The sequence below is a fragment of the Pararhizobium sp. DWP1-1-3 genome (genome assembly GCF_049896125.1).
In the GTDB taxonomy this organism is placed as follows: Bacteria; Pseudomonadota; Alphaproteobacteria; order Rhizobiales; family Rhizobiaceae; genus Pararhizobium.
In genome coordinates, this window is sequence record NZ_JAFCTR010000010.1 from 143,578 (window position 1) to 164,919 (window position 21,342).

18 protein-coding genes are annotated in these 21,342 nt (G+C 60.4%); 10 read left to right on the top strand and 8 right to left on the bottom strand.

Translation table 11 applies throughout. The annotated features are described in order from the left end of the window. The first annotated feature begins 28 nt into the window (after nt 1-28). The 4 genes from ACP7BS_RS20005 to ACP7BS_RS20020 all read left to right on the top strand — a co-directional run bounded on the left by ACP7BS_RS20005 (nt 29) and on the right by ACP7BS_RS20020 (nt 4,808). The gene (locus tag ACP7BS_RS20005; protein WP_426239511.1) at nt 29-850 is read left to right on the top strand and encodes an N-formylglutamate amidohydrolase; all 822 of its coding nucleotides are present in this window, start codon (nt 29-31) and stop codon (nt 848-850) included. Further along, nucleotides 847-2,745, top strand: a complete 1,899-nt coding sequence (locus ACP7BS_RS20010) for a flavohemoglobin expression-modulating QEGLA motif protein (protein ID WP_426232441.1) — start codon at nt 847-849, stop codon at nt 2,743-2,745. The genes ACP7BS_RS20005 and ACP7BS_RS20010 overlap by 4 nt, the downstream gene beginning before the upstream one ends. 8 nt (nt 2,746-2,753) lie before the next feature. Then, nucleotides 2,754-3,800 carry a glutathione synthetase gene (locus ACP7BS_RS20015; RefSeq protein ID WP_426239512.1) on the top strand — a complete coding sequence of 349 codons (1,047 nt, stop codon included), beginning with the start codon at nt 2,754-2,756 and terminating at the stop codon, nt 3,798-3,800. A gap of 327 nt (nt 3,801-4,127) precedes the next feature. Next, nucleotides 4,128-4,808 carry a spermidine synthase gene (locus tag ACP7BS_RS20020; RefSeq protein WP_426239513.1) on the top strand — a complete coding sequence of 227 codons (681 nt, stop codon included), beginning with the start codon at nt 4,128-4,130 and terminating at the stop codon, nt 4,806-4,808. A 13-nt stretch (nt 4,809-4,821) separates the two neighbouring features. On the opposite strand, the gene ACP7BS_RS20025 is transcribed toward ACP7BS_RS20020, so the two are convergent. Then, complete coding sequence (locus ACP7BS_RS20025) at nt 4,822-5,190, bottom strand: hypothetical protein (RefSeq protein WP_426239514.1); 369 nt, start codon at nt 5,188-5,190, stop codon at nt 4,822-4,824. Between the two features lie 326 nt (nt 5,191-5,516). Between ACP7BS_RS20025 and ACP7BS_RS20030 the strand changes: the two genes are divergently transcribed. Both ACP7BS_RS20030 and glgA read left to right on the top strand, forming a co-directional pair. Beyond that, nucleotides 5,517-5,753 (top strand): DUF2934 domain-containing protein, encoded by a 237-nt coding sequence (locus ACP7BS_RS20030; RefSeq protein WP_426239515.1) that lies wholly within the window; start codon nt 5,517-5,519, stop codon nt 5,751-5,753. 260 nt (nt 5,754-6,013) lie between these two features. Next, entirely contained in the window at nt 6,014-7,492 is a 1,479-nt protein-coding gene (glgA, locus tag ACP7BS_RS20035; RefSeq protein WP_426239516.1) for a glycogen synthase GlgA, read from the top strand. 39 nt (nt 7,493-7,531) lie between these two features. Here the strand turns inward: glgA and glgX are convergent, their stop codons facing one another. Then, nucleotides 7,532-9,619 carry a glycogen debranching protein GlgX gene (glgX, locus tag ACP7BS_RS20040; protein ID WP_426239517.1) on the bottom strand — a complete coding sequence of 696 codons (2,088 nt, stop codon included), beginning with the start codon at nt 9,617-9,619 and terminating at the stop codon, nt 7,532-7,534. A gap of 286 nt (nt 9,620-9,905) precedes the next feature. On the opposite strand from glgX, the gene ACP7BS_RS20045 reads away from it, so the two are divergent. Beyond that, nucleotides 9,906-13,145: a PAS domain S-box protein gene (locus ACP7BS_RS20045; RefSeq protein ID WP_426239518.1), complete on the top strand. Its 3,240-nt coding sequence runs from the start codon at nt 9,906-9,908 to the stop codon at nt 13,143-13,145. Nucleotides 13,146-13,307: 162 nt separating this feature from the next. After that, nucleotides 13,308-15,458 carry a mechanosensitive ion channel family protein gene (locus ACP7BS_RS20050; RefSeq protein WP_426239519.1) on the top strand — a complete coding sequence of 717 codons (2,151 nt, stop codon included), beginning with the start codon at nt 13,308-13,310 and terminating at the stop codon, nt 15,456-15,458. A 5-nt stretch (nt 15,459-15,463) separates the two neighbouring features. On the opposite strand, the gene ACP7BS_RS20055 is transcribed toward ACP7BS_RS20050, so the two are convergent. From ACP7BS_RS20055 to ACP7BS_RS20075, 5 genes are all read right to left on the bottom strand, one after another. Further along, complete coding sequence (locus ACP7BS_RS20055) at nt 15,464-15,706, bottom strand: type II toxin-antitoxin system PemK/MazF family toxin (protein ID WP_426239565.1); 243 nt, start codon at nt 15,704-15,706, stop codon at nt 15,464-15,466. Nucleotides 15,707-15,776: 70 nt separating this feature from the next. Next, nucleotides 15,777-16,031 (bottom strand): AbrB/MazE/SpoVT family DNA-binding domain-containing protein, encoded by a 255-nt coding sequence (locus tag ACP7BS_RS20060; RefSeq protein ID WP_426232452.1) that lies wholly within the window; start codon nt 16,029-16,031, stop codon nt 15,777-15,779. A gap of 144 nt (nt 16,032-16,175) precedes the next feature. Then, entirely contained in the window at nt 16,176-16,556 is a 381-nt protein-coding gene (locus ACP7BS_RS20065) for a DUF6481 family protein (protein WP_426232453.1), read from the bottom strand. Nucleotides 16,557-16,774: 218 nt separating this feature from the next. Beyond that, nucleotides 16,775-17,161, bottom strand: a complete 387-nt coding sequence (locus ACP7BS_RS20070) for a hypothetical protein (protein WP_426239521.1) — start codon at nt 17,159-17,161, stop codon at nt 16,775-16,777. Between the two features lie 6 nt (nt 17,162-17,167). Beyond that, on the bottom strand, nt 17,168-17,377 hold the full coding sequence (locus tag ACP7BS_RS20075) for a cold-shock protein (RefSeq protein ID WP_113242549.1): 210 nt from the start codon (nt 17,375-17,377) through the stop codon (nt 17,168-17,170). 465 nt (nt 17,378-17,842) lie between these two features. On the opposite strand from ACP7BS_RS20075, the gene ACP7BS_RS20080 reads away from it, so the two are divergent. Together ACP7BS_RS20080 and ACP7BS_RS20085 are read left to right on the top strand one after the other, a co-directional pair. Then, complete coding sequence (locus ACP7BS_RS20080) at nt 17,843-18,775, top strand: VOC family protein (RefSeq protein WP_426239522.1); 933 nt, start codon at nt 17,843-17,845, stop codon at nt 18,773-18,775. Nucleotides 18,776-18,786: 11 nt separating this feature from the next. After that, nucleotides 18,787-19,386: an alpha/beta hydrolase gene (locus ACP7BS_RS20085; protein ID WP_426239523.1), complete on the top strand. Its 600-nt coding sequence runs from the start codon at nt 18,787-18,789 to the stop codon at nt 19,384-19,386. 149 nt (nt 19,387-19,535) lie between these two features. On the opposite strand, the gene ggt is transcribed toward ACP7BS_RS20085, so the two are convergent. After that, on the bottom strand, nt 19,536-21,281 hold the full coding sequence (gene ggt, locus ACP7BS_RS20090) for a gamma-glutamyltransferase (protein ID WP_426239524.1): 1,746 nt from the start codon (nt 21,279-21,281) through the stop codon (nt 19,536-19,538). Nucleotides 21,282-21,342: the final 61 nt, after the last annotated feature.

Below are 21,342 nucleotides of genomic sequence, written 5' to 3' on the forward strand. Positions count from 1 at the left end.
CTTGCTGCGCGTCAACGAGAAGGACGGCATGCCCCCTTTCCAAGACTATATTGTCGATCCGGACCCCACGGCCTGGTGGTCCGCCCACCGTGGCGCCTCACCCATTATCGGCACGGCCATTCACAACGGCCATCATATCCGTAGCGGACTGCAGGATTACCTTGGTCTCAGCGCCGATCAGCGGCTGCGGGAAGAGGATCCGTTCACCGAATTCTTCATCCGCGATCTGCCCAACCGCATCATCGTCCACCGCTCCCGCTTCGAGATCGATATCAACCGTGCCCGTGAAGGCGCCATCTATCTGTCGCCGGAACAGGCCTGGGGATTGCAGGTCTGGGCGCAGCCGCTGCCGGATGATGCAATCGCGGCTTCGCTTGGCGTGCACGACGCCTATTATGCCATGCTGGAAACCTATCTGCGCGGCATCGAGCAACAGTATGGGGCCTTCGTCCTTCTCGACATTCACAGCTACAATCACCGCCGCGACGGCGCCGATGGCCCCGAAACGCCGTTTGAAAAAGCGCCGCAGATCAACATCGGCACGTCGTCGATGGATCGCCAGCGCTGGGCACCGGTCCTCGATCCGTTGATCGAACAGTTACGCAGCTTTGAATTTCGTGGCCGGCGCATGGATGTTCGTGAAAACGTCGCCTTTCAGGGTAAAGGCGAGCAGACGCGGTTCGTCCACGAACGGTTTCCGGACACCGGCTGCGCCATCGCCATCGAGTTCAAGAAATTCTTCATGGACGAGTGGACCGGCGAGCCGGATATGGAGACGCTGAAGGCGATGCGGGACATGATCCGCCTGTCGCTTCCCGTTCTGCATGAGACCCTGAAGGTGCGGTCATGACCAACCCGGGCCATAAATATGGCGATGCCGGTGCCGGTTACCCAAAATGGCTGGGGGAAATCCTGGACAGCATCCGCATCGGCAAATCGGTGCGCAAGGATTTCGGCAATGGCGGCCGCCTTCATATCGACCGGCCCTTGCCCTTCCTGTCCGTCCATATCGGCAAGGGCAGGGACGATCTTGCGGCAAGAGATATTGCCGCTGCCAACGCGTCCTATCTGGTGGTCGACGACATCGAGGACGCCCTGCCGATCATAGAGGCGGTAGGAGCGGTTCTGAGCGAGCGTTTTGGCGCCTTCCTGCTCTTGGACATCGACGAACTCGATCATGACACGCTGATCACCGATGACGCGCCTTATCTGCCACCCTTCGAGATCCGGATTGCCTCGACAGATGACATGGGCGCTCAAAAAGCGGCGACGGCGTTGGCAGAGGGCGCCGACCTGCGACAGGTCAAGTTCCGGACCCCGCACGTCGATCGGGTTGACCTCAAGGCGGATTCCCAGGCCGCGACCCTCGCCGGGCAAACCGGCTTCCCGCTTGTCGCCTTCCGGTTCGCGCCGATCTACCGGCAGCCTGAATCGGGCAACATCTATCCCGACTTGCGCGAGCGGCTGGTCGCCAACATCTTCGACGCCGGCCTGAAGGCGTTCGCGGCCTTTGTCGGCGCGACGCAAAGCCTGAAGCTGACGACGCACCGGGCGCTCGGCCGCAAGGCTTTCGTCGATGCCGTCAGCCGCGCCGACCGCAGCATCGATGACGTTGCTTCAAGCTTCGATTTCCTGCTGGCGGTCACGCCGATCAATACCGATGCTGCCTGGCAGGGGTTCAAGGCGGGCAAGTTCAAGAAGGAACCGCAATTTCTTTACAGGCCATTGTCGGTGCAGGTGGAGGCCGAAAAACGGAAACTGTTTTCCGTCGCTTTCGACCGCTTCGAGGATCCGGTTCTCTACCATCTCTACCGGGAGAAGCAGCAGGAACTGGATCTGCAACTGTCGCTGATCTCAGCGCGCGAAACCCGACGCTTCGTCGAATATGGCCGTGCCCTCTATGGTCCGGTGGAGCCGTCGCTCTATCGGGCGGCGACCGAGATACTGGCGAAAACGGCAGTGCTCGGTGGCGATGGCGATGATATCGAGAGCGATCCCCACACCGCCGATTGTCATGAGGTCGAAGCTGCGGCCCGTGCGATGATCGCAGAGTATCACCGCCAGTATCCGGGTTTTTCGGCCGAGGTCGAATTGCGGGACGACCTGCCGTCCGGCATGCTGGTTTCGGGCGAACGCCTGCTGATTTCCCGCCACACCCTGATGCCAAAGGCCCGCGTTCATGCGCTGTTGAGTCACGAGATCGGGGTCCATCTCCTGACCTATTTCAACGGTTCGGCGCAGGGGCTGCGGCTCTTCCGCTCTGGCCTTGCCGGGTACGAGGGCATGCAGGAAGGCCTTGCCGTGTTTTCCGAATACATGGCCGGCGGCATGACCGTCGGGCGGCTACGGCTGATCGCCGCCCGTGTGGTAGCCTGTTCGGCGATGCTGGAGGGACGTCCGTTCACCAGCACCTACGCCATGCTCGTCGATGAACATGGGTTCGGTCCGGTTGCCGCCTTCCACCTGGCCATGCGGCTCTATCGGGGCGGCGGGCTTGCCAAGGACGCGATCTATCTGCGCGGCCTGCTGGAATTGCTCAGCCACCTGAAGTCGGGCGGTGCGCTGGACCCGTTCTGGATGGGCAAGATTTCCGCTTCGCATTTCCGGGTGATGCAGGAGTTGAGCCTGCGTGGCCTGCTCAAGGCGCCCGTCATCCGCCCGGCTTTTCTCACCCATCCGCAAGCACAGGTCCGCCTCGACAAGGCGCGGGCAGGACTGAACCCCCTGGATATGATCATCAGTTAGGAGCCACCATGCGCGTCGCATTCTTCGTCAACTCGATCGAGAGTGAGGAACCTTTTTTCAGCACCACCGCATTGGCAATGGCGGCACTCGCCCGTGGCCATGACGTCTGCTATATCGCGCCGGGCGATTTTGTCCTGCGCCCGGATGATAGCCTGATGGTGCGGGCGACGACGGTCGCCGCCGGAAAATACAAGAACGCCCAGGCTTTCCACGATCATTTCCAGGGCAAGGACGCCAAGGTCCAGACGATCGATGTGCGCGAGGTCGATGTCATCTTCCTGCGCAACGATCCGTCGCTCGATTCCGACGACCGGCCGTGGGCTGCCCATATCGGCGCGATGTTCGGGCGGCTGGCGAGCGAAAGGGGATCGATCGTCGTCAACGACCCCGCCGGTCTGGCGCTGGCTCAGAACAAGCTCTATTTTCAGGGTTTCCCCGAGGCGGTGCGCCCGGAAACGCTGATCTCCAAGAGCATCGAAGAAATCCGCGCCTTTATCGCCAATCATCGCAAAGGCGTTATCCTGAAGCCGCTTCAAGGGTCCGGTGGCAAGAACGTCTTCAAGATCGCCACACCCGACGATGCCAATCTCAACCAGATCTTCGAAGCCGTCAGCGGCGAGGGTTACCTCATCGCTCAAGGCTATCTGCCTGAAGCCAAGGCGGGCGATATCCGGTTCTTCATGATGAACGGCAAGCCGCTCGAACGCGATGGTGCCTATGCAGCCTTCCGCCGGGTTCCGGCCAAGGGCGAGGTCCGTTCCAACATGCACGCAGCCGGAACGGCCGAGGCCGTCAAGATCACCGACGAGATCCTCGCCGTTGCCGAGATGGTTCGCCCGAAGCTGATCGAAGACGGCATGTTCCTCGTCGGCCTCGACATCGTCGGCGACAAGATCCTCGAGATCAACGTGTTCACGCCGGGCGGGCTTCCGGAGATCGCCGCCATGCATAAGGTCGATTTTTCCGAAGACATCATTGAAGCGCTGGAGACAAAGGCGGCCATCCGCAAGGCCTATGGCGGTGCCATGTCGAACCGGGCATTGGCGACGCTTTAGAGCGCTTCATCTTTAAACGGAAGCGGTTCTGTTGGCTCAAAACGGCCGCTCCACACGAAGGATGGCGCCGAGCGATGCCGATCCATCGGTCAAGCCATCCGACACAGTGGACGGCCGTTTTCTGCCAACCCGTAGGGCCGGATGAATTTCGGCCATTACCGGCGGCGGCCGTCTCGACCGCAGCTTCTGCTGCGCTCTTCGCCAACCGCCTTGGTCCTGGCCGAAATTCCTTCCGGCAGAATGCTTCCGTTTAAAGATGAAGCGCTCTCGGCTGTTTTCGAGGCCCATTTGTGCTATCGCGGGCGGCCTCAAGGATTGGAAGCGCCCGTGATACCCTGGACCCTGATTGATACCGCGATGATGCCCGATGGCGGCGGCGAGCTGCGGCTGAAGCAACGCGGCAGCGAATTTTCCATCATGCTCGGTACGATCGAACTGATGAACAACCGGTTGAGCGGTTCGGAAGAGGCACTGGCCCGCCTGTCGTATGAGCGGGTCCGCAGTCATCCACGTCCGCATATGCTGATCGGCGGGCTTGGAATGGGGTTTACGCTGAGAGCGGCACTGGCTGAACTCCCCTTGGACGCCCGAATAACGGTCGGAGAGCTTGTGCCTGCCGTTGTTGCCTGGGCACGCGGACCGATGGCGGAGGTGTTTGCCGGTTGTCTTGATGACGCACGGGTATCGATCCGCGAAGGCGATGTCGGTCGTCTTATCCAATCTGCGGCCGGCGAATACGACGCAATCCTGCTTGATGTCGACAACGGTCCGGAGGGGCTGACCCGCAGTGCAAACGATGATCTGTACAGCGTCGGCGGTCTGCGCGCAGCGCGCACGGCACTCAAGCCAAACGGCGTTCTATCCGTCTGGTCATCAGCCCCGGATGCAGCCTTTACCCGCAGGCTGAAACAAGCCGGCTTTGCTGTCGAAGAACTGTCAGTGCGCGCCAGCATCAAGGGCCGCGGTGCCCGGCATGTGATCTGGATGGCGACGAAGACCGGCCGCTGACCTTGTCCAGCCGTTAAAGGCCTTCGCGCTCCAGCAAGATGCGTACCTCGTCGAAGCGGCGTTTGTTTTCCTCATTCTTCTCTTCAGCGGAATAGCAGGTGCTGGCGAGACAAAACCGCTTCAGTCCGAACGGTGCCTTGGCGTTGTCAGACTGGCATTCGATCGTATCGACCATGTCCTTCTTTTCGACGCCGTCGCGAGTCGAATAGGTCATGCGCGCGCCCGGTGGTTTCAGTTCCGGGAAGGACTGGACAACGCCCGTATGCAGGGTGTCGGTCATCAGCAGGTTCTTTGCCACCTTCACACAGAGATCTTCAACCTTCATCGACTGAGCTGCAGCCGGCGAGGCGAGCAGCACCAGGGCAAACACCAATTTTCTCATGACACACTCCTATATCGCCGGCCCCCAAAGCCGATACGCTCGACTTAACGGCGATGGTCGCTTTTGGTTCCACAGAAGATGGTGCAAAACGCCTTTATGGGTGGTGATAACCATCGCCCGTACGCCGATTAAGCGTAGCATCAGAATGCGAATCGTTTTTAACCGCGTCCATTTCGCAATCTTGGGAGCGTGTAATTGCGTTGCAAAACCGTCCGGTTCAGCCATCGCCGGGATGCACACGATAGAATCCGCCAAGGGCTTACCGGGCGGAACCAAGCGCTCTCGTCGCAGTTTTCTATCTGGCCACGTTGCAAGGAAAGAAGCAGATGACGGATATCAGTGAAGACGACATCAAACTGCGGGCTTACGCTCTGTGGGAAGCCGATGGCCGCCCTGAGGGCAGTCATGACGTGCATTGGTTGCAGGCATTGAGGGAATTGACCGAGGAGGCCGATTCGGCGGCGCAAGACATCCAAGCGCCGGTCAAGACCTCCAAACTTTCCGTCGTAAAGAACGAAACCCCAATCGAACCCATCGCGCGTAAACGCGGCAAGACTGCCTGAGTTTCGACAGTCCGTGGGGTGCCGCGGGATCGGCACTCCACGTCTCGGCGTCAGGGTCTCGCGGCACCACCGTTCCGGCGCGCGAGAGGCAATGGAAAGTTCAGCCGTTCCCGCCGGTTGATTTTGCGATGCAAAATTTTTTGCACCGCGCTGCGCTTTTCTGCGGACAGCGGCGTCACTTTACAACATCATGGGGTTCGCCGACGTGCTCGTGAATGTGCGTTGCAGTGCCAACCGGTGGTAAAAGGAACGTGACCTGCGTGAAGATACTTTCGGTGACGTCGGAAATTTTCCCATTGATCAAGACCGGCGGGCTTGCGGATGTGACAGGCTCGCTGCCAAAGGCCCTTGAGGGCTACAATTGCTATACGCGCACGCTGGTTCCTGGTTACCCGCAGCTGTTTGCAAAACTTCCCGATGCCAGGCAGGTCTATTTCTTCCCCGACCTGTTCGGTGCCCCGGCCTCGCTTCTGGAAGCCCGGTACGAGAAACTTGATCTGCTGATCCTCGATGCGCCGGCCCTCTACAATCGTCCCGGCGGTCCCTATCTCGACGAGACTGGCCGCGATCATCCGGACAATTGGAAACGCTTTGCAGTCTTGTCCTATGTGGCATCGGCCATCGCAGGCGGATTGCTTGCGGACTGGTCTCCAGATGTCGTGCACACCCACGACTGGCAGACTGCATTGACCTCCGTCTACATGCAGTATTCGAGCAATGCCAAGAAGGTTCCGAGCGTCCTGACCATCCACAACCTGGCATTCCAGGGGCAGTTTCCAACCTCCGTCGTCAGCCAGATCGGTCTGCCGCCGGAAGCCGTGTCGCTCGATTGCCTCGAATATTACGGCGATGTCAGCTATCTGAAGGGCGGTATCCGCACTGCCAGCGCTATCACGACCGTCAGCCCCACCTACGCGCGCGAAGTCATCGGGCCGGAGCTCGGCATGGGCATGGCCGGTGCGCTGAGTTCCCGTCCACGGACATTGACGGGAATCGTCAACGGCATCGACATGGAGATCTGGAACCCGGCCACGGACGCCTACCTGCCGGTCAACTACGATCACAAGCGGATCAGGCTGCGCGGTCAGAACCGTGCCAAACTGCTGGAGACCTTTCGGCTCGACGACGGCCCCGGGCCGGTCTTTGCCGCCGTGACGCGGCTGACCTGGCAAAAGGGCGGCGATATGCTGGCCGAGGTGGCGGAGGAAGTTGCCGCCCTCGGCGGCCGGCTGATCGTGCTCGGCAAGGGCGAGGAGCATATCGAGACGGCACTTCTGGCTATCGCCGGCCGCCACCCCGATCGCATCGGCGTGCGCATCGGCTATGACGAGGCCACCGCCCATCTCATCCATGGCGGCTGCGATGTCATCATCCAGCCGTCGCGCTTCGAGCCCTGTGGTCTCACCCAGCTTTATGCCTTGCGGTATGGTGCCGTTCCGGTTGTGTCGCGCACGGGCGGTCTCTCGGAAACGATCATCGATGCCAACGACGCGGCAATTTCCGCCCGCGTGGCTACCGGCTTCCAGTTTCATCCGCCAACGGCCGAGAACCTGCGGCTCTCCATCCATCGCGCTTTTGCCGCCTATCGCGAGCCGAAAAAATGGGCCCGTCTGCAGAACCAGGGCATGAAGGCCAACTTCTCCTGGGAGCGGAGCGCCGAACAGTATGCGGCGCTCTACACCCAGCTCATTCCAGGGCGCAGGGCGCGGCCATCCCAGAGGGCAAAGGCTGCGGAATAAAGCGCCCCATTGGTGGCGCTGGTTAGCCGTTATGCCGTGTCACACGGGATGAAGCAGTGTCAGGCTGCGAGCTGGAAGCTCCAAGACGGTTTGCGCGTTTTTCGCGGTCCCAGTTTCCGAAACGTCCGCTGTCGAGAGGGCGAAAGCCCACGTCCCGGATGGTGACCCCGGCAGCGTGAAGGGCACAGGCCCATCATGCGGATTGAAGAGGATCAAGGTCTCGGACCAGACGCCTTCGACATGCTTGAGGTCTGCACGGGAAAGAAGCACACCGAGCGTCGTGCCGCCCTGGTCCTGCCACTGCTCTTGCGTCTGCTCGCCGCCGCCGGGATTGAGCCAGGTCACGGTCATGCCGTCACGCCAGCTTTCCCGGCGAAGCAGGGGTTGGGCGGCACGCAGCGCCGTCAGTTTCCGGACGAAATTGCGCAATTCTTCAGCGCTGTCCGGCAGATTGTCCCAGTGCACCCAACTGATCTCGTTGTCCTGGCAATAGCCATTGTTGTTGCCCATCTGGCTACGGCCGAATTCATCGCCGGCAAGCAGCATCGGCGTACCGTGGGATAACAGCAGCGTGGCCAGCAGATTGCGCTTCTGCTGGTCGCGCATGGCGTTGATCGCGGCATCGCCGGTCGGCCCCTCCGCACCGTAATTGTCGCTGCGATTGTGGCTGTGTCCGTCCTTGTTGTCTTCGCCGTTCGCCTCATTGTGCTTCTCGTTGTAGGAAACCAGGTCATTGAGGGTGAAGCCGTCATGGGCCGAGATGAAATTGACGCTCGCCCAGGGACGCCGACCGCGCTGGTCGTAGATATCGCCGGAGCCGAGCAGGCGCGCGGCGAAATCGGGCGCCGTGCCGTCGGTATCCTTCCAGTAGTCACGCACCGTGTCCCGGTACTTGTCGTTCCATTCGGCCCAGCCCGGAGGAAAGCCGCCGACCTGATAACCACCGGGACCGATGTCCCACGGCTCGCCGACCAGCTTGACCTTGGAGAGCACCGGATCCTGCGACACTGCGTCGAAGAAGCCGCCGCGCTGGTCGAAACCGTCCGGCTCCCGGCCAAGGATGGTGCCAAGATCGAAGCGGAAGCCGTCGATATGCATGTCTTCAACCCAGTACCGCAGCGAGTCCGTCACCATCTGCACCACGCGCGGATGCGATGTGTTGACCGTATTGCCGGTTCCGGTGTCGTTGATGTAATAGCGGTGATCGTCGGGCAGCGTCCGGTAGTAGGAGTAATTGTCGATGCCCTTGAGCGACAGGGTCGGCCCGAGCTCGTTGCCTTCTGCAGTGTGGTTATAGACCACGTCGAGGATGACCTCGATACCGCCGTCGTGCAGCGCCCGCACCATATCGCGGAAGCCGTCCATGCCACGCGGGCCGTAGTAGCGGTTCGCCGGCGCAAAAAAACCGAGGCTGTTATAGCCCCAGAAATTGCGCAGCCCCTTCTCCGTCAGATGGCTATCATCCGGGAAGAAGTGGATCGGCAGCAGTTCGACCGAGCTAATGCCGATGCTCTTCAGATAGTCGACGATCGCCTTGTGACCAAGCCCCTCGAACGTGCCGCGCAGGTTTTCGGGAACGGCCGGGTGCAGCTGGGTGAAGCCCTTCACATGGGTTTCGTAGAAAATCGTCTTCGACCAGGGAATGTCGGGGCGGCGATCGGCCTTCCAGTCGTAGGATTTCGGATCGATGATCCGGCATTTCGGCATGCCAGCGGCGCTGTCGGTGTCACTGAAGGACAGGTCCTTGTCCTCCGCTTCGACATCATAGCCGAAATGCGCCTTCGACCAGGCGATATCGCCGACCAATTCGCGGGCATAGGGGTCGATCAGCAGCTTGTTGGCATTGAAGCGATGGCCGTTTGCCGGATCATAGGGGCCGTGGACGCGGTAACCGTACAGCGTGCCGGGCTTCAGGCCGGGGACGTAGCCGTGCCAGACTTCGTTTGTGTATTCCGGCAACTCGATCCGCGCCGTCTCGATCGACCCGCTGTCATCGAACAGGCAGAGTTCGACGCGCTCCGCATGCGCCGAAAACAGCGCGAAATTCACGCCGTCCTTGTCCGGCATGGCGCCAAGCTGCTGCCATCGGCCCGGTTCCGTCCTGTACTGGCTCACCTTGGTATCCATTAAAAAACCTCTTTCGCAAATTTGCTCATGATAATTGTGCAACGCATCATTTTGTTCCATCTAAGGCGTCGAAAGGCAGAATTGATGCCTTTTGAGCCATGACAGCGCGATCCTCCTGCCGGATGATGGTTGCCGCGCCATACGAAAGGAAAGAATGTTTGAGGCCTCTCTGAAAAATGGCGAAAATCTGCCGGTGCCCGATTGATGTGCGGATAAACCGCGCTATCTAGCCCCTGCTGACGATTGATTTCGCGGCTCGGGGCTCCTCTTTTCATTTCAGGTTTTCATGCAAGCGCCTGCATCCGACACGCGATACCCGTTCCTCGCCGAGGGTGGCGAACTCGCACAGCTGATCCGCCAGTTCGACTGGGCAAAGACGTCGATCGGGCCGCTGTCGAGCTGGCCGGAAAATCTGAAATCCATTGTTGCCATCATCCTGCGCGCCAAGGTGCCGATGATCCTGCTGTGGGGCGAGGATGGCGTGATGATCTATAATGAGGGCTACGCCGCCTTTGCCGGCCAGCGCCATCCGGTTTCGCTGGGTTCGAACGTGCGGGAATATTGGCCCGAAGTGGCGGAATTCAACGCCAATGTGCTCAAGGTCGTGCGCGGCGGCGGGACGCTCGCCTATCGGGACCAGCATCTGGTCATCGAGCGGAATGGTTCGCCGGAGGACGTCTGGCTCAATCTCGACTACAGCCCGGTGCCGGACGAAAACGGCGCGCCGGCTGGCGTGCTGGCGATCATCAAGGATACGACCCAACGCGTCCGCACGGAACAGCGGCTGCGCATTGCCCAGGAGGCGGGCGGTATCGGCACGTTCGAATGGTATCCGCACACCGGCATGCTGGATGTCTCGGACGAGTATCGCCGGATCTGGGGACTTGCCCCCGACGTCGTGGTGACCGACAAGCTCCTGGTCGGCCTTCTGCATCCAGACGACCGCGCCAATAGCGGCCCGGCAAAACTGAGCCAGAGCAATCCGCTCGACTATGTCGAGTATCGCCGGGTCGATCCGAAAACCGGCGAGGTCCGCTGGATCGCCCGGCGTGGCGAGGTCGTGTCCAGCCCGGAAAGTGGGCAGAGGCGGTTCATCGGCATCGCCTTCGATATCACCGACCGCAAGTGCGCTGAGGCTGCCGTGCGTGAAAGCGAGGCGCGCTGGCGCGGATTGTTCGAGCAGATGCAGGAAGGCTTCTTTGTCGGCGAAGTGATGCGCGACCGCCAGGGTCTGATCCACGATTTCCGGTTTGTCGAGGTCAATCCGGCCTTCGAAAGGCATTCCGGGGTGCCGGTCGACAGTGCCCTGGGGCGTAGCGTCCGCGACGTCATTCCGGCGATTGCGGATGACATATTCGAAGCCTATGCCGAGGTCGTCAATACCGGCATAGCCAAGGTTTTCGAAGTTCAGGTGGCAGCCCTGGACGGCCGCTGGTTCGAGGTTCGGGCACGCAAGGCGGGGCCGGACAGATTTGCGGCTCTCTTCGTCGATATTTCCAGCCGCAAGCTTGCCGAAAGGGTGGTTGCCGAGAGCGAAGCGCGGTTCCGCAATCTGGCCCAGTCGATGCCCAACCACGTCTGGACCGCCGAGCCGAATGGCCAGCTGGACTGGTTCAACGACCGCGTTTACCGCTACAGTGGCGCGCCCGCCGGCACGCTGGATGGGGATGGGTGGGGAGCCATCGTTCATCCGGACGATATCAAGAACGCCGCCGAAGCCTGGGCGGCGGCACGTCATATTGGTCAGCAGTACGAAGCCGAATTCCGGCTGCGCCGCCATGACGGTGCCTATCGCTGGCATATCGCCCGTGCCGTGGCGCTGCGGGACCGCTCCGGCAGGATCGAAAAATGGATCGGCACAAATACCGATATCCAGGAGCAGAAGGTTGCCGAAGCCGCGCTGGCGGAACTGGCTGCGACGCTCGAACAGCGGGTCGAAGCCCGGACATCAGAGCTGATTCAGACGCAGGATGCCTTGCGCCAGAGCCAGAAGATGGAGTCGATCGGCAATCTGACCGGCGGCGTCGCACACGACTTCAACAATCTCCTGCAGGTGATCAGCGGCAATCTGCAGCTGCTGGTCAGCGAAGTGCCGGGCAACGAGCGGGCCGAACAGCGCATCCAGAATGCCATGGCCGGCGTCGCCCGCGGGTCGAAACTCGCCTCGCAATTGCTGGCATTCGGCCGCCGCCAGCCGCTTGCCCCGAAGGTTGTCAATATCGGCCGTCTGGTGCGCAATCTCGATGATATTCTGCGCCGATCGCTTGGCGAAGCGATCGAGGTCGAAACGATCATCGCTGGTGGCCTATGGAACACCCATATCGATCCGGGCAATGTCGAAAACGCCATCCTCAATCTCGCCATCAACGCGCGCGATGCGATGAATGGTAGCGGCAAACTGACGATCGAGGCGGGTAACGCCTATCTCGATGCCAAATATACCGAGGCCTACGACGATGTTCCGCCTGGGCAATACGTGCTGCTCGCGGTTACCGATATGGGCACCGGGATGTCGCCAGAAACGCTCGAAAAGGTCTTCGAGCCGTTCTTCACCACCAAACCCGAGGGCCGGGGCACCGGGCTCGGCCTGTCTATGGTCTATGGTTTCGTCAAGCAATCCGGCGGCCATATCAAGATCTACAGCGAACTTGGCCATGGCACGACGATCAAGATCTACCTACCGCGCTCGACGCAATCGGAAGACCTGATTGTCGAGCGCGAAGCCGGCCCCATTACAGGGGGCAGCGAAACGATCCTCGTGGCAGAAGACGACGAAGCGGTGCGTGAAACCGTCGTCGCCATCCTTACCGATCTGGGTTATCGGGTCTTGAAAGCCAAGGATGCGCAAAGCGCCCTGACGGTTATCGAAAGCGGCGTCTCGATCGACCTTCTGTTCACTGACGTCGTCATGCCTGGAACGTTGAAAAGCCCGGAGCTGGCCCGCAAGGCCCGGGAGCGGCTGCCGCAACTGAGCGTCCTGTTCACCTCCGGTTACACGGAAAACTCGATTGTCCATTCCGGACGGCTGGACGAAGGCGTCGAACTGTTGAGCAAGCCTTATACACGCGAGGCGCTTGCCCGCCGTATCCGTCATGTCCTGGCAAAGGCACCGGCGGCGCCATCGGCCCCTGAACCGCCGGTGGCGCAGGCCGAGTACACCCCGCAACCCGGCGAAAAACAGACGATCCTGGTCTGCGAGGACGATTGGCTGATCCGCGCGAGTACGGTCGATATGCTGGAAGACCAGGGCTACACCGTGTTCGAGGCGGCCGACGCCAAGACGGCGCTTGGAGTTCTGTCCGAACGGCCCATCGATGTGCTTGTCACGGATGTCGGGCTTCCCGACATGTCGGGAGTGATGCTGGCGGAGCGCGCCAAGGCTCTGGTCGCCGGGCTGCCGGTGATCTTTGCCACCGGCCACAGCGATGTCGAGGGCGTGACGCCCGGACCGAACGTGCAACTGGTCGTCAAACCCTTTTCCGGTGAGACGCTGGCTGCAGCCATAGCTTACGTTACGAAAGGTTAGCCTCCGCAGAAGCTCATGCCCGAAATCGGCCGTACGGCGTAAAACCATATGCGTTGTATTTGCGTCGCGCGGATGCAGGTGACAAAGGCCCCGGTGAATGCTCTAACACTCTCAAATGTACGTAAGTGCATGTGGGGTGGAATGAGTTGAGGGGTTCGGCACGTGAAAAAGTCTCGTGACATCCGGCTGTTGGTTTTGCAGTTTTGGTTCGTTGTGGCCTTGGCGTTTGGCGCAGCCACATCGTCTATCCAGCCCGTCCTTGCACAGGCTGCAAGCCCGCCGGCTTCGGCGGACAAGGTGGATCAGCTGATCAAGCTGCTGGATGATCCAGAGATCCGCGCCCTGCTCAACAAGCAGACGGCCGCACCGGTTGTCGAGCCCGATACGGACATGTCCGCCACAGCGTTCAACGCCTGGGGGGACCAGGTCCGGGATCATCTGCGCCGCATCGGAGAGGCCATTCCACTGGTTTCCTCCGAGTTCATGCGCGCAGGCAAAACCATCGCATCCGATATCAACGGCCACGGTCCCTTCGGCGTGTTCCTGCTTTTTCTGACGCTGGTGCTGATCGGCTTTGGTGCTGAATGGCTGTTCCACCGTATCGCGCGCCACAACCGCGCGCATGCGAGTTTGGCTCAAGCAAACGGCGTGCGTGAAAAACCCTTGTACGCGGCCGGCCGTCACCTCTTTGCCTTGCTGGCCCCTCTGGTCGCCTTCAGTCTCGCCAGCCTTGGCCTGTTCATGGCGATGACATGGCCACCGCTGCTCGACGCGATGATGCTGCCGTTGCTTTTGGGTGTTATTGCCTGCCGTTTCGTCATCCGTATCGCCAGGTTGCTGCTGCTCGGACCGGACACGGCAAATGGCGTTGAAGGCGGGGCCGGTCTGGCATTGACCGATCATGCGTCGGGAGCCTTCTGGTACAAACGCATCTTCCGGTTCGCCTGCATCCTGTTCGCCGGCTGGGCGCTGGCCGGCGTCATGGCGGCGCTGAACATCATGCCGGCGGTGCGGGGCGTGGTGGTTTATGCGCTCGGCCTCGGATTGCTGCTTGTCGCCATCGAAACCGTCTGGAACCGGCCGGCGGCGATCGCACGGCCGCATGGCCGCGGGGCGATGGAATGGGCGCTGACATTCTATCTCTGCCTGCTATGGGCGCTGTGGGTCGCCGGTCTGGTCGTCGTTCTCTGGCTGGGTATCTACGCACTCGTTCTGCCGGGGCTTTTGAAAGCGACCACCGCGATGGCCAGAAACGCGTTCGCAGGCCAGCCAGACATGCCCGGTAGCGGCAATCCCATCATCGAGGTGCTGGTGGAACGCGGCGCCCGGGCGGTTATCATAACGCTCGCCGTGCTCTGGCTCGGCGTCATCGTCAGCAAGCGATCCTCGATGTTTACCGGTGAGGCGATGACCGATCGCCTGATCCAAGGTGTTCTGGCGGGCGCGGTCATTCTGCTTGTCGCCGACATTCTCTGGCAGATCGTCAAGGCAGTGATCAACCGCACGCTGGAACAAGCGCGGGCTTCCGCTACGGGCGATACGGCACATGCGGCGCGAAACGGACGGCTGCTCACACTGTTGCCGCTGCTGCGGACCGTGCTTGCAGTCGTTATTGCGGTGATCGCGGTGTTGATGGTGCTCTCTGGGCTTGGGGTTCAGGTCGCTCCGCTGATCGCTGGTGCAGGGATCTTTGGCGTGGCGATCGGCTTTGGATCTCAGACCCTCGTCAAGGATGTGATCAGCGGCGTCTTCTACATGATGGACGATGCCTTCCGGGTCGGGGAATATATCCAGAGCGGCAGCTACAAGGGAACCGTGGAATCCTTCAGCATCCGTTCGGTTCGGCTGCGCCACCACCGTGGCCCCGTCTTCACCGTGCCCTTCGGAACGCTGGGTGCGGTCCAGAACATGAGCCGTGACTGGGTGATCGACAAGTTCACGATCTCGGTCGGGTACGACACGGACATCAACAAGGTCCGTAAGATGGTCAAGGGCGTCGGAGCGGCGCTGCTTGAGGATGAGGAATACGGGTCGATGATACTGGAGACCCTGAAGATGAAGGGTGTCGAGCAGTTTGGTGATTACGGTATCAACCTGAGTTTTGCGATGATGACCAAGCCCGGATACCAGACGACGATCCGCCGGAAGGCCTATATGATGATTCGCGAAGCGTTCACCGCCAACGGCGTCGTCTTCGCCTCGCCGACAGTTCAGGTCGCAAGCAACGACCCATCGGCGGCTGCAGCTGCTGCTGCGACCGTGAAGGCGGCAATGGAGCAGAAAAAACTGGCAGAGAGCGGCGAGGGCGCATGAGCGTCTTATTCCTCGTAAAGCTCTCGTAGCGTCCTCAACGTCTGTCTGAGGACGGAGGCTGGGACGGTACCCAGACGTTTGACGAGCCGTTTTTTATCGAGTGCGCGGGATTGTTCCAAGAGGATAAGCCCATTGACGCCCTGAAAGGTGACGGGGACCCGAAAGCCTGCTGGGTGGCTGCCGGACGTCATTGGCGCTACGATGACGGCGCGCAGGTGGTCGTGGATTTCCGCTGGTGGGAGGATCAGGCACGGCCGGTTTTTTGAATTTCGCTACCAATCGGGGGATCGAGTGCTGCGAGCCAGACCTCACCGCGCGTCACCATGTCAGAGCAGCATCGTCTTCATTGCCGAATTCAGGCCATTCGGGGATATCGTTCCCAGACGCAGCCAGTTTCCTGGCATCCTCGGCCCAGCCCTGGCGAGGTGGATTGATCACACGCTCGATGACGATCCTCCCAGCTTCTACCTTAAGCTCGACACTGTCGCCGGCTTCGACGCCGAATTCGACGAGAAGCGGCTTGGGAATGATGACGCCAGCCGAATTGCCGAATTTTTTCACCGCGCTCAACATCGCACTCTCCCGCTCGTTCGGTTGATATAGATCATCCAAACTGGGTCGTTACAACAATGTGATAACGGGTTTTGATAAGGGTGCGGGAGTTTTCGGCTATGGAGCCAATGAGGAGGCCGGACCTTGTCCGGCCTTCACTCGTAATTAGCGCTGGCGGGCCTTGCGGGCGGCATAGCGGCGATCGCGTTCGGCCTTGCGTTCGGCCTCGTCGGCGACAACGCGGGCAATGCGGTCCCGGGCGGCTTCTTCGCGGGCGATGGCTTCAGCGCGGGATTCCAGTTCAGCAGCTGCCGTCAGTGCTGCAGCTTCAGCGAGCTGGCGCTCGTTTTCTTCCTGCTTCAGGCGGTCGCGTTCGGCGCGCCGGGCTTCGCGCGCAGCCGTATTGGCCTGCCGCTCGGCGAGCTTGGCTGCCAGTTCTGGATCGTCAGCCTTCGGTGCCGATGCATACTTCTTCAAAAGCTGCTGCTTGGCTTCGGCTGCGGCTTTGCGCCGATCGGCAAAGCCATTATCGGATGCGTGTCTCAATCTTCGTCGTCCTTGTTTGCGGATTTATGGTTGGTCGTGATAGCCGGGACAGAATGCGTCGCCGTGCCAGCCGACATAAGTCTCGTTTCGCATTTTGCGCTTCCCCAAGATAGAGTGGATGCAGCAAAAAAATAGATATGCGGCGGACTTTTCTGTCCTGTCTTAATAAGACTGAATGATAACAGCCATATGGCGGCTGGGAAAGCCTCAATAGAAAATCAGCGTTTTGTTGACTTCTCTGATGCCGCAGCCTTGGCGGTTGCCGCAGCTTCTTTTTCCAGCCGCAATTCGCGCAACCGCAGTGTCTTCGCATCACGCGCGGCGGCGACCGCATCGATTTCTGAAATCGTCCGGGTGCGGGCCATGAACTGGGTCTGTGTACGGCTGAATGCCGATTCCGCCTGATCGCGGATTTTTGTCGAATTTTCGGTCAAAATCAAATCCTGGTGCTGTCGCACCGGCGCTTCGCCCAGATCGTTCTGTCGAATACGGTGCGCATAGTGGCTGTTCAGCCAAGAAAAAAGGCCAGGCGATTTGCCTGACCTTCCGTTGGATTTTGCCTCGTCAACGATGCCAGTACATCCGTGGTCACCGGAGAGGCTCAATCCGATTTAGGCAGCCTGGAGCTGGCAAGCGGACATTTTGCCCGACTTGTTGTCGCGTTCCATCTCGTAGCCGATCTTCTGGCCTTCGACGATTTCGCGCATGCCGGCACGCTCAACAGCGGAGATGTGAACGAAAACGTCCGCGCCGCCGTTGTCAGGCTGAATGAAGCCGAAGCCCTTAGTGGAATTGAACCATTTAACTGTGCCAGTGGTCATAACGAACCCTTTCAATAGCAACATGTATCCGTCACCGTGCGACGCACGGAGAACATTAGTCTCGATTTTTGAAGGGGAAGTTCGTCAGAGACGCGTCGAGCGCGGGCAGAAACAAATATCAGTCAAACAACTATCGATGAACGTTGACATAGGCTGTCCTCTCCAGCTTGTCAACTTTTAGTTTTTCCCGCATTTCATGATCATTCTTTAGATTGCAATTATTTCTTCTTCCCGCGCCTTCAATAATCCCGCAGACCATCTATCCGCAGCCCCGCGCGCTTTCCCTGATTTGATGGCCGGCGCGACAATCCACGCACAATGATCAGTGTTTCCTTGAACAGTAATTTTTGACTGTTCAGCAAATGAAGACAATGCGTGCAGCTCTGCGTGTCTACCGTTCTTGAAGAAATGGGCACATCTATAACGGCGACACGAAGCCCATCTCGGGCAGAAAGGGACCAGATCATGCTCACTCAGATCAAAGGACTGCATCACGTCACCTCGATGGCGGCAGACGCCCGTACCAATAACCAGTTTTTCACCGACACGCTCGGCCTGCGACGAGTCAAGAAGACCGTCAATTTCGATTCGCCCGATGTCTATCATCTCTATTACGGCGACGAGACCGGCACTCCCGGTTCGGTGATGACCTATTTTCCGTTTCCCGACATGGGGCCTGGCCGTCCTGGAACCGGCGAAGTCGGTACCACGGTTTTCTCCGTTCCCGAGGGCTCGCTCGATTTCTGGAGCGACCGGCTGTCTCAGCGCGGCGTTTCGGGGATGAAGGCCGAACAGACCTTTGGTGAAAAGCGCTTGAACTTTGCAGGGCCGGATGGCGACGGTTTTGCCTTGGTGGAGGTCCGCGATGACAACCGTCTGGCCTGGACCGCCAACGGAGTGTCTGAAGATCACGCGATCCGCGGCTTCCACTCGGTCGCCATGCGTCTTCGCGACGAAGGGGCTACAGTCGAGCTGCTGAAGTTCATGGGTTACGAGACGCTGGACGCCAGGGATGGGGTCACCCGGCTGATCGTGCCAGGCGGCAATGGAGCAGGCCTGATCGATCTTGAAACCATGCCGAACATCCAGCGCGGCCTGCAGGGTGCGGGCTCCGTGCATCATGTCGCCTTCTCGGTCGAAAACCGGGAAAAGCAGCTGGAAGTGCGCAAGGCCCTGATGGACACCGGGTATCATGTCACACCGGTGATCGACCGCGATTATTTCTGGGCGATCTATTTCCGCACGCCGGGCGGCGTCCTGTTCGAGATCGCCACCAACGAACCGGGTTTTGACCGCGACGAAGATACGGCACATCTGGGTGAAGCACTGAAGCTGCCGCAGCAGCACAAGCACCTGCGGCCCATTCTGGAGCAGCAGTTGCAAAAGCTCGAAGGCTGAGGAGAAATACTATGACCGATTATGGCTATGTGCACCGCCTGAAGGCCGGTGCACCCGGAAATCCGATCTTCTTCGTCCTCCATGGAACCGGTGGCGACGAGCGGCAGTTCTTCGACTTCGGCAGCGATGTCCTGCCCGATGCGACGATCGTCTCGCCACGCGGCGACGTGTCGGAACACGGGGCGGCGCGCTTCTTCCGCCGTACCGGCGAAGGCGTCTACGACATGGCCGATCTCGCCCGCGCGACCGATAAGATGGCGGCGTTCGTCAGCACGCTGGCGCAGGAACACAAGGCCTCTGAAGTGATCGGCCTTGGCTTTTCCAACGGCGCCAACATTCTCGCCAACCTGCTGATCGAGACCAGCCTGTTCGACAAGGCGATCCTGCTGCATCCGCTCATTCCCTTCAAGCCGAAGGACAATCTGGCGCTTTCGGGAAAAAAGATCCTGATCACCGCCGGCCAGCGCGACCCGATCTGCCCGGCTCCGTTGACGCAGGCGCTTGCCGATTATTTTGCCGCACAAAAGGCGAGCGTCGAAACGGAATGGCACACCGGCGGTCATGACATCCGGCCGAACGAGGTCGAGGCGATCAAGCGGTTTCTGGGGTGAGGTTTAGCTTACCTCCTCCTTGAGGGGGGAGGTCGCAGCGTAGCTGCGGGTGGGGGTGATCACTGCGAACGCCATAAGCAATAGCATATGCCGCAGGTCACCCCACCCGTCGCTTCGCGCCGACCCTCCCCCTCAAGGGGAGGGTATTCTCAATATCCCCTTGCAGCCCCGGACGTCGCGCGGCTGTCCATCGCGCCGTTGTAGCGGGCGCCGCCGCCCTCTTCGATCTCCGCCAGATTTTCCCCGCCGACGAGAATACCGGCAGCCTGGCCCCAGACCGGCCAGCTGGCATCGATCCCGACATCATGGCCCATTTCCGTCAACAGTTTCAGCGTATCGGACGAGAGAGCAAACGGTTCCATATAGACCTTGTCGGGCAGCCATTGATGATGGATGCGCGGGGCGTCGATGGCTTCCTGCAGGCTCATGCCGTGGTCGATGACGTTGATGATCGCTTCCAGCGTGATGGTGATGATACGGGCGCCGCCGGGGCTGCCGATGACCATGAACGGCTTGCCGTCCTTGGAGATGACCGTCGGGCTCATCGACGACAGCGGCGTCTTCTTCGGTTCAATCGCATTTGCCGCGCCCTGGACCAGGCCGTAGAGATTGGGCGAACCGGGCTTGGAGGTAAAATCGTCCATCTCATTGTTGAGCAGGATGCCGGTTCCGGGCGCCACGACGCCGGCGCCGAACGAGCCGTTCAGCGTATAGGTGACGGCAACGGCGTTGCCATCGTTGTCGATGATCGAATAGTGCGTCGTCTCGGTGCTTTCGCCCATGCCCTTCGGCATCAGGTCCTTTGAAACTCCCGCTTTGAACGGATTGATCTTGGCGCGGATTTCCTTGGCATAGGCCTTGTCGGTGAGCTTTTCGACCGGATTTTCGACGAAATCCGGATCGCCGAGCGCCGAGTTGCGGTCGACATAGGCATGACGCATCGCCTCGACCATCGCATGCACGGTGTCAGCCGACCCATAACCGAGATAGGAGATCGGGTAGCCTTCCAGCACATTGAGGATTTCGCAGATGATCACGCCGCCCGAACTTGGCGGCGGCGAGGAGGCGATCTCGTAGCCGCGATAATTGCAGGTCACGGGCTTGAGTTCGCGGACCGAATATTGCTCGAAATCGGCCTTGGCGAGAATGCCGCCGGTGGCAGCGCTCGCCTTGACGATATCGTCGGCGATGGCGCCCTTGTAGAAGGCGTCGGGTCCTTTTTGCGAAATGCTGGTCAGGCTTGCGGCCAGTTCCGGCTGGACCAGGGTTTCGCCGATCGAAAAGGTCTTGCCATCCGGCTTGAGGTAGATTGCGGCGGCGGCTTTGTCCTTAGACAGTTTCTTGGCGCCGTTCTGCAGCGAGGCGACGTCGCCCTGGTCGAGCACGAAACCGTCCTTGGCGAAACGGATGGCGGGCGCCAGCAGCTCTTGCCGTGACAGCGTGCCGTATTTTTCACGCGCCGTCTCGAAGCCCATGACCGAGCCCGGAACGCCGACTGCCAGATAGCCGGCGGTGCTGGCACCTTTGACGATCTCGCCCTTGTCGTCGAGATACATGGTCTTGGTGGACGCCAGCGGCGCGCGTTCGCGAAAATCGAGGAAGGTGGTCTTGCCGTCCTTCAGCCGGATGGTCATGAACCCGCCGCCGCCGATATTGCCGGCCGTGGGGTAGACAACGGCCAGCGCATAACCGACGGCAACCGCCGCATCGACGGCATTGCCGCCCTTCTTCAACACCTCGACGCCGACATCGGACGCGAGATGCTGAGCGGTGACGACCATGCCATGCTCAGCCTTGACAGGCTCGGGCGAGGCCGCGAGCGCTGCTGACAATGGCAAGAGGGCGATGGAAACGATAAGCGCGGCAAGCGCGCCGGTACGGGGCAGAGGCAGCATGGTGTTCTCCCGGTTCCGGTTTTCGGAGCAGCCATCTTTGCCGAGATTGGCCGGCAATGCC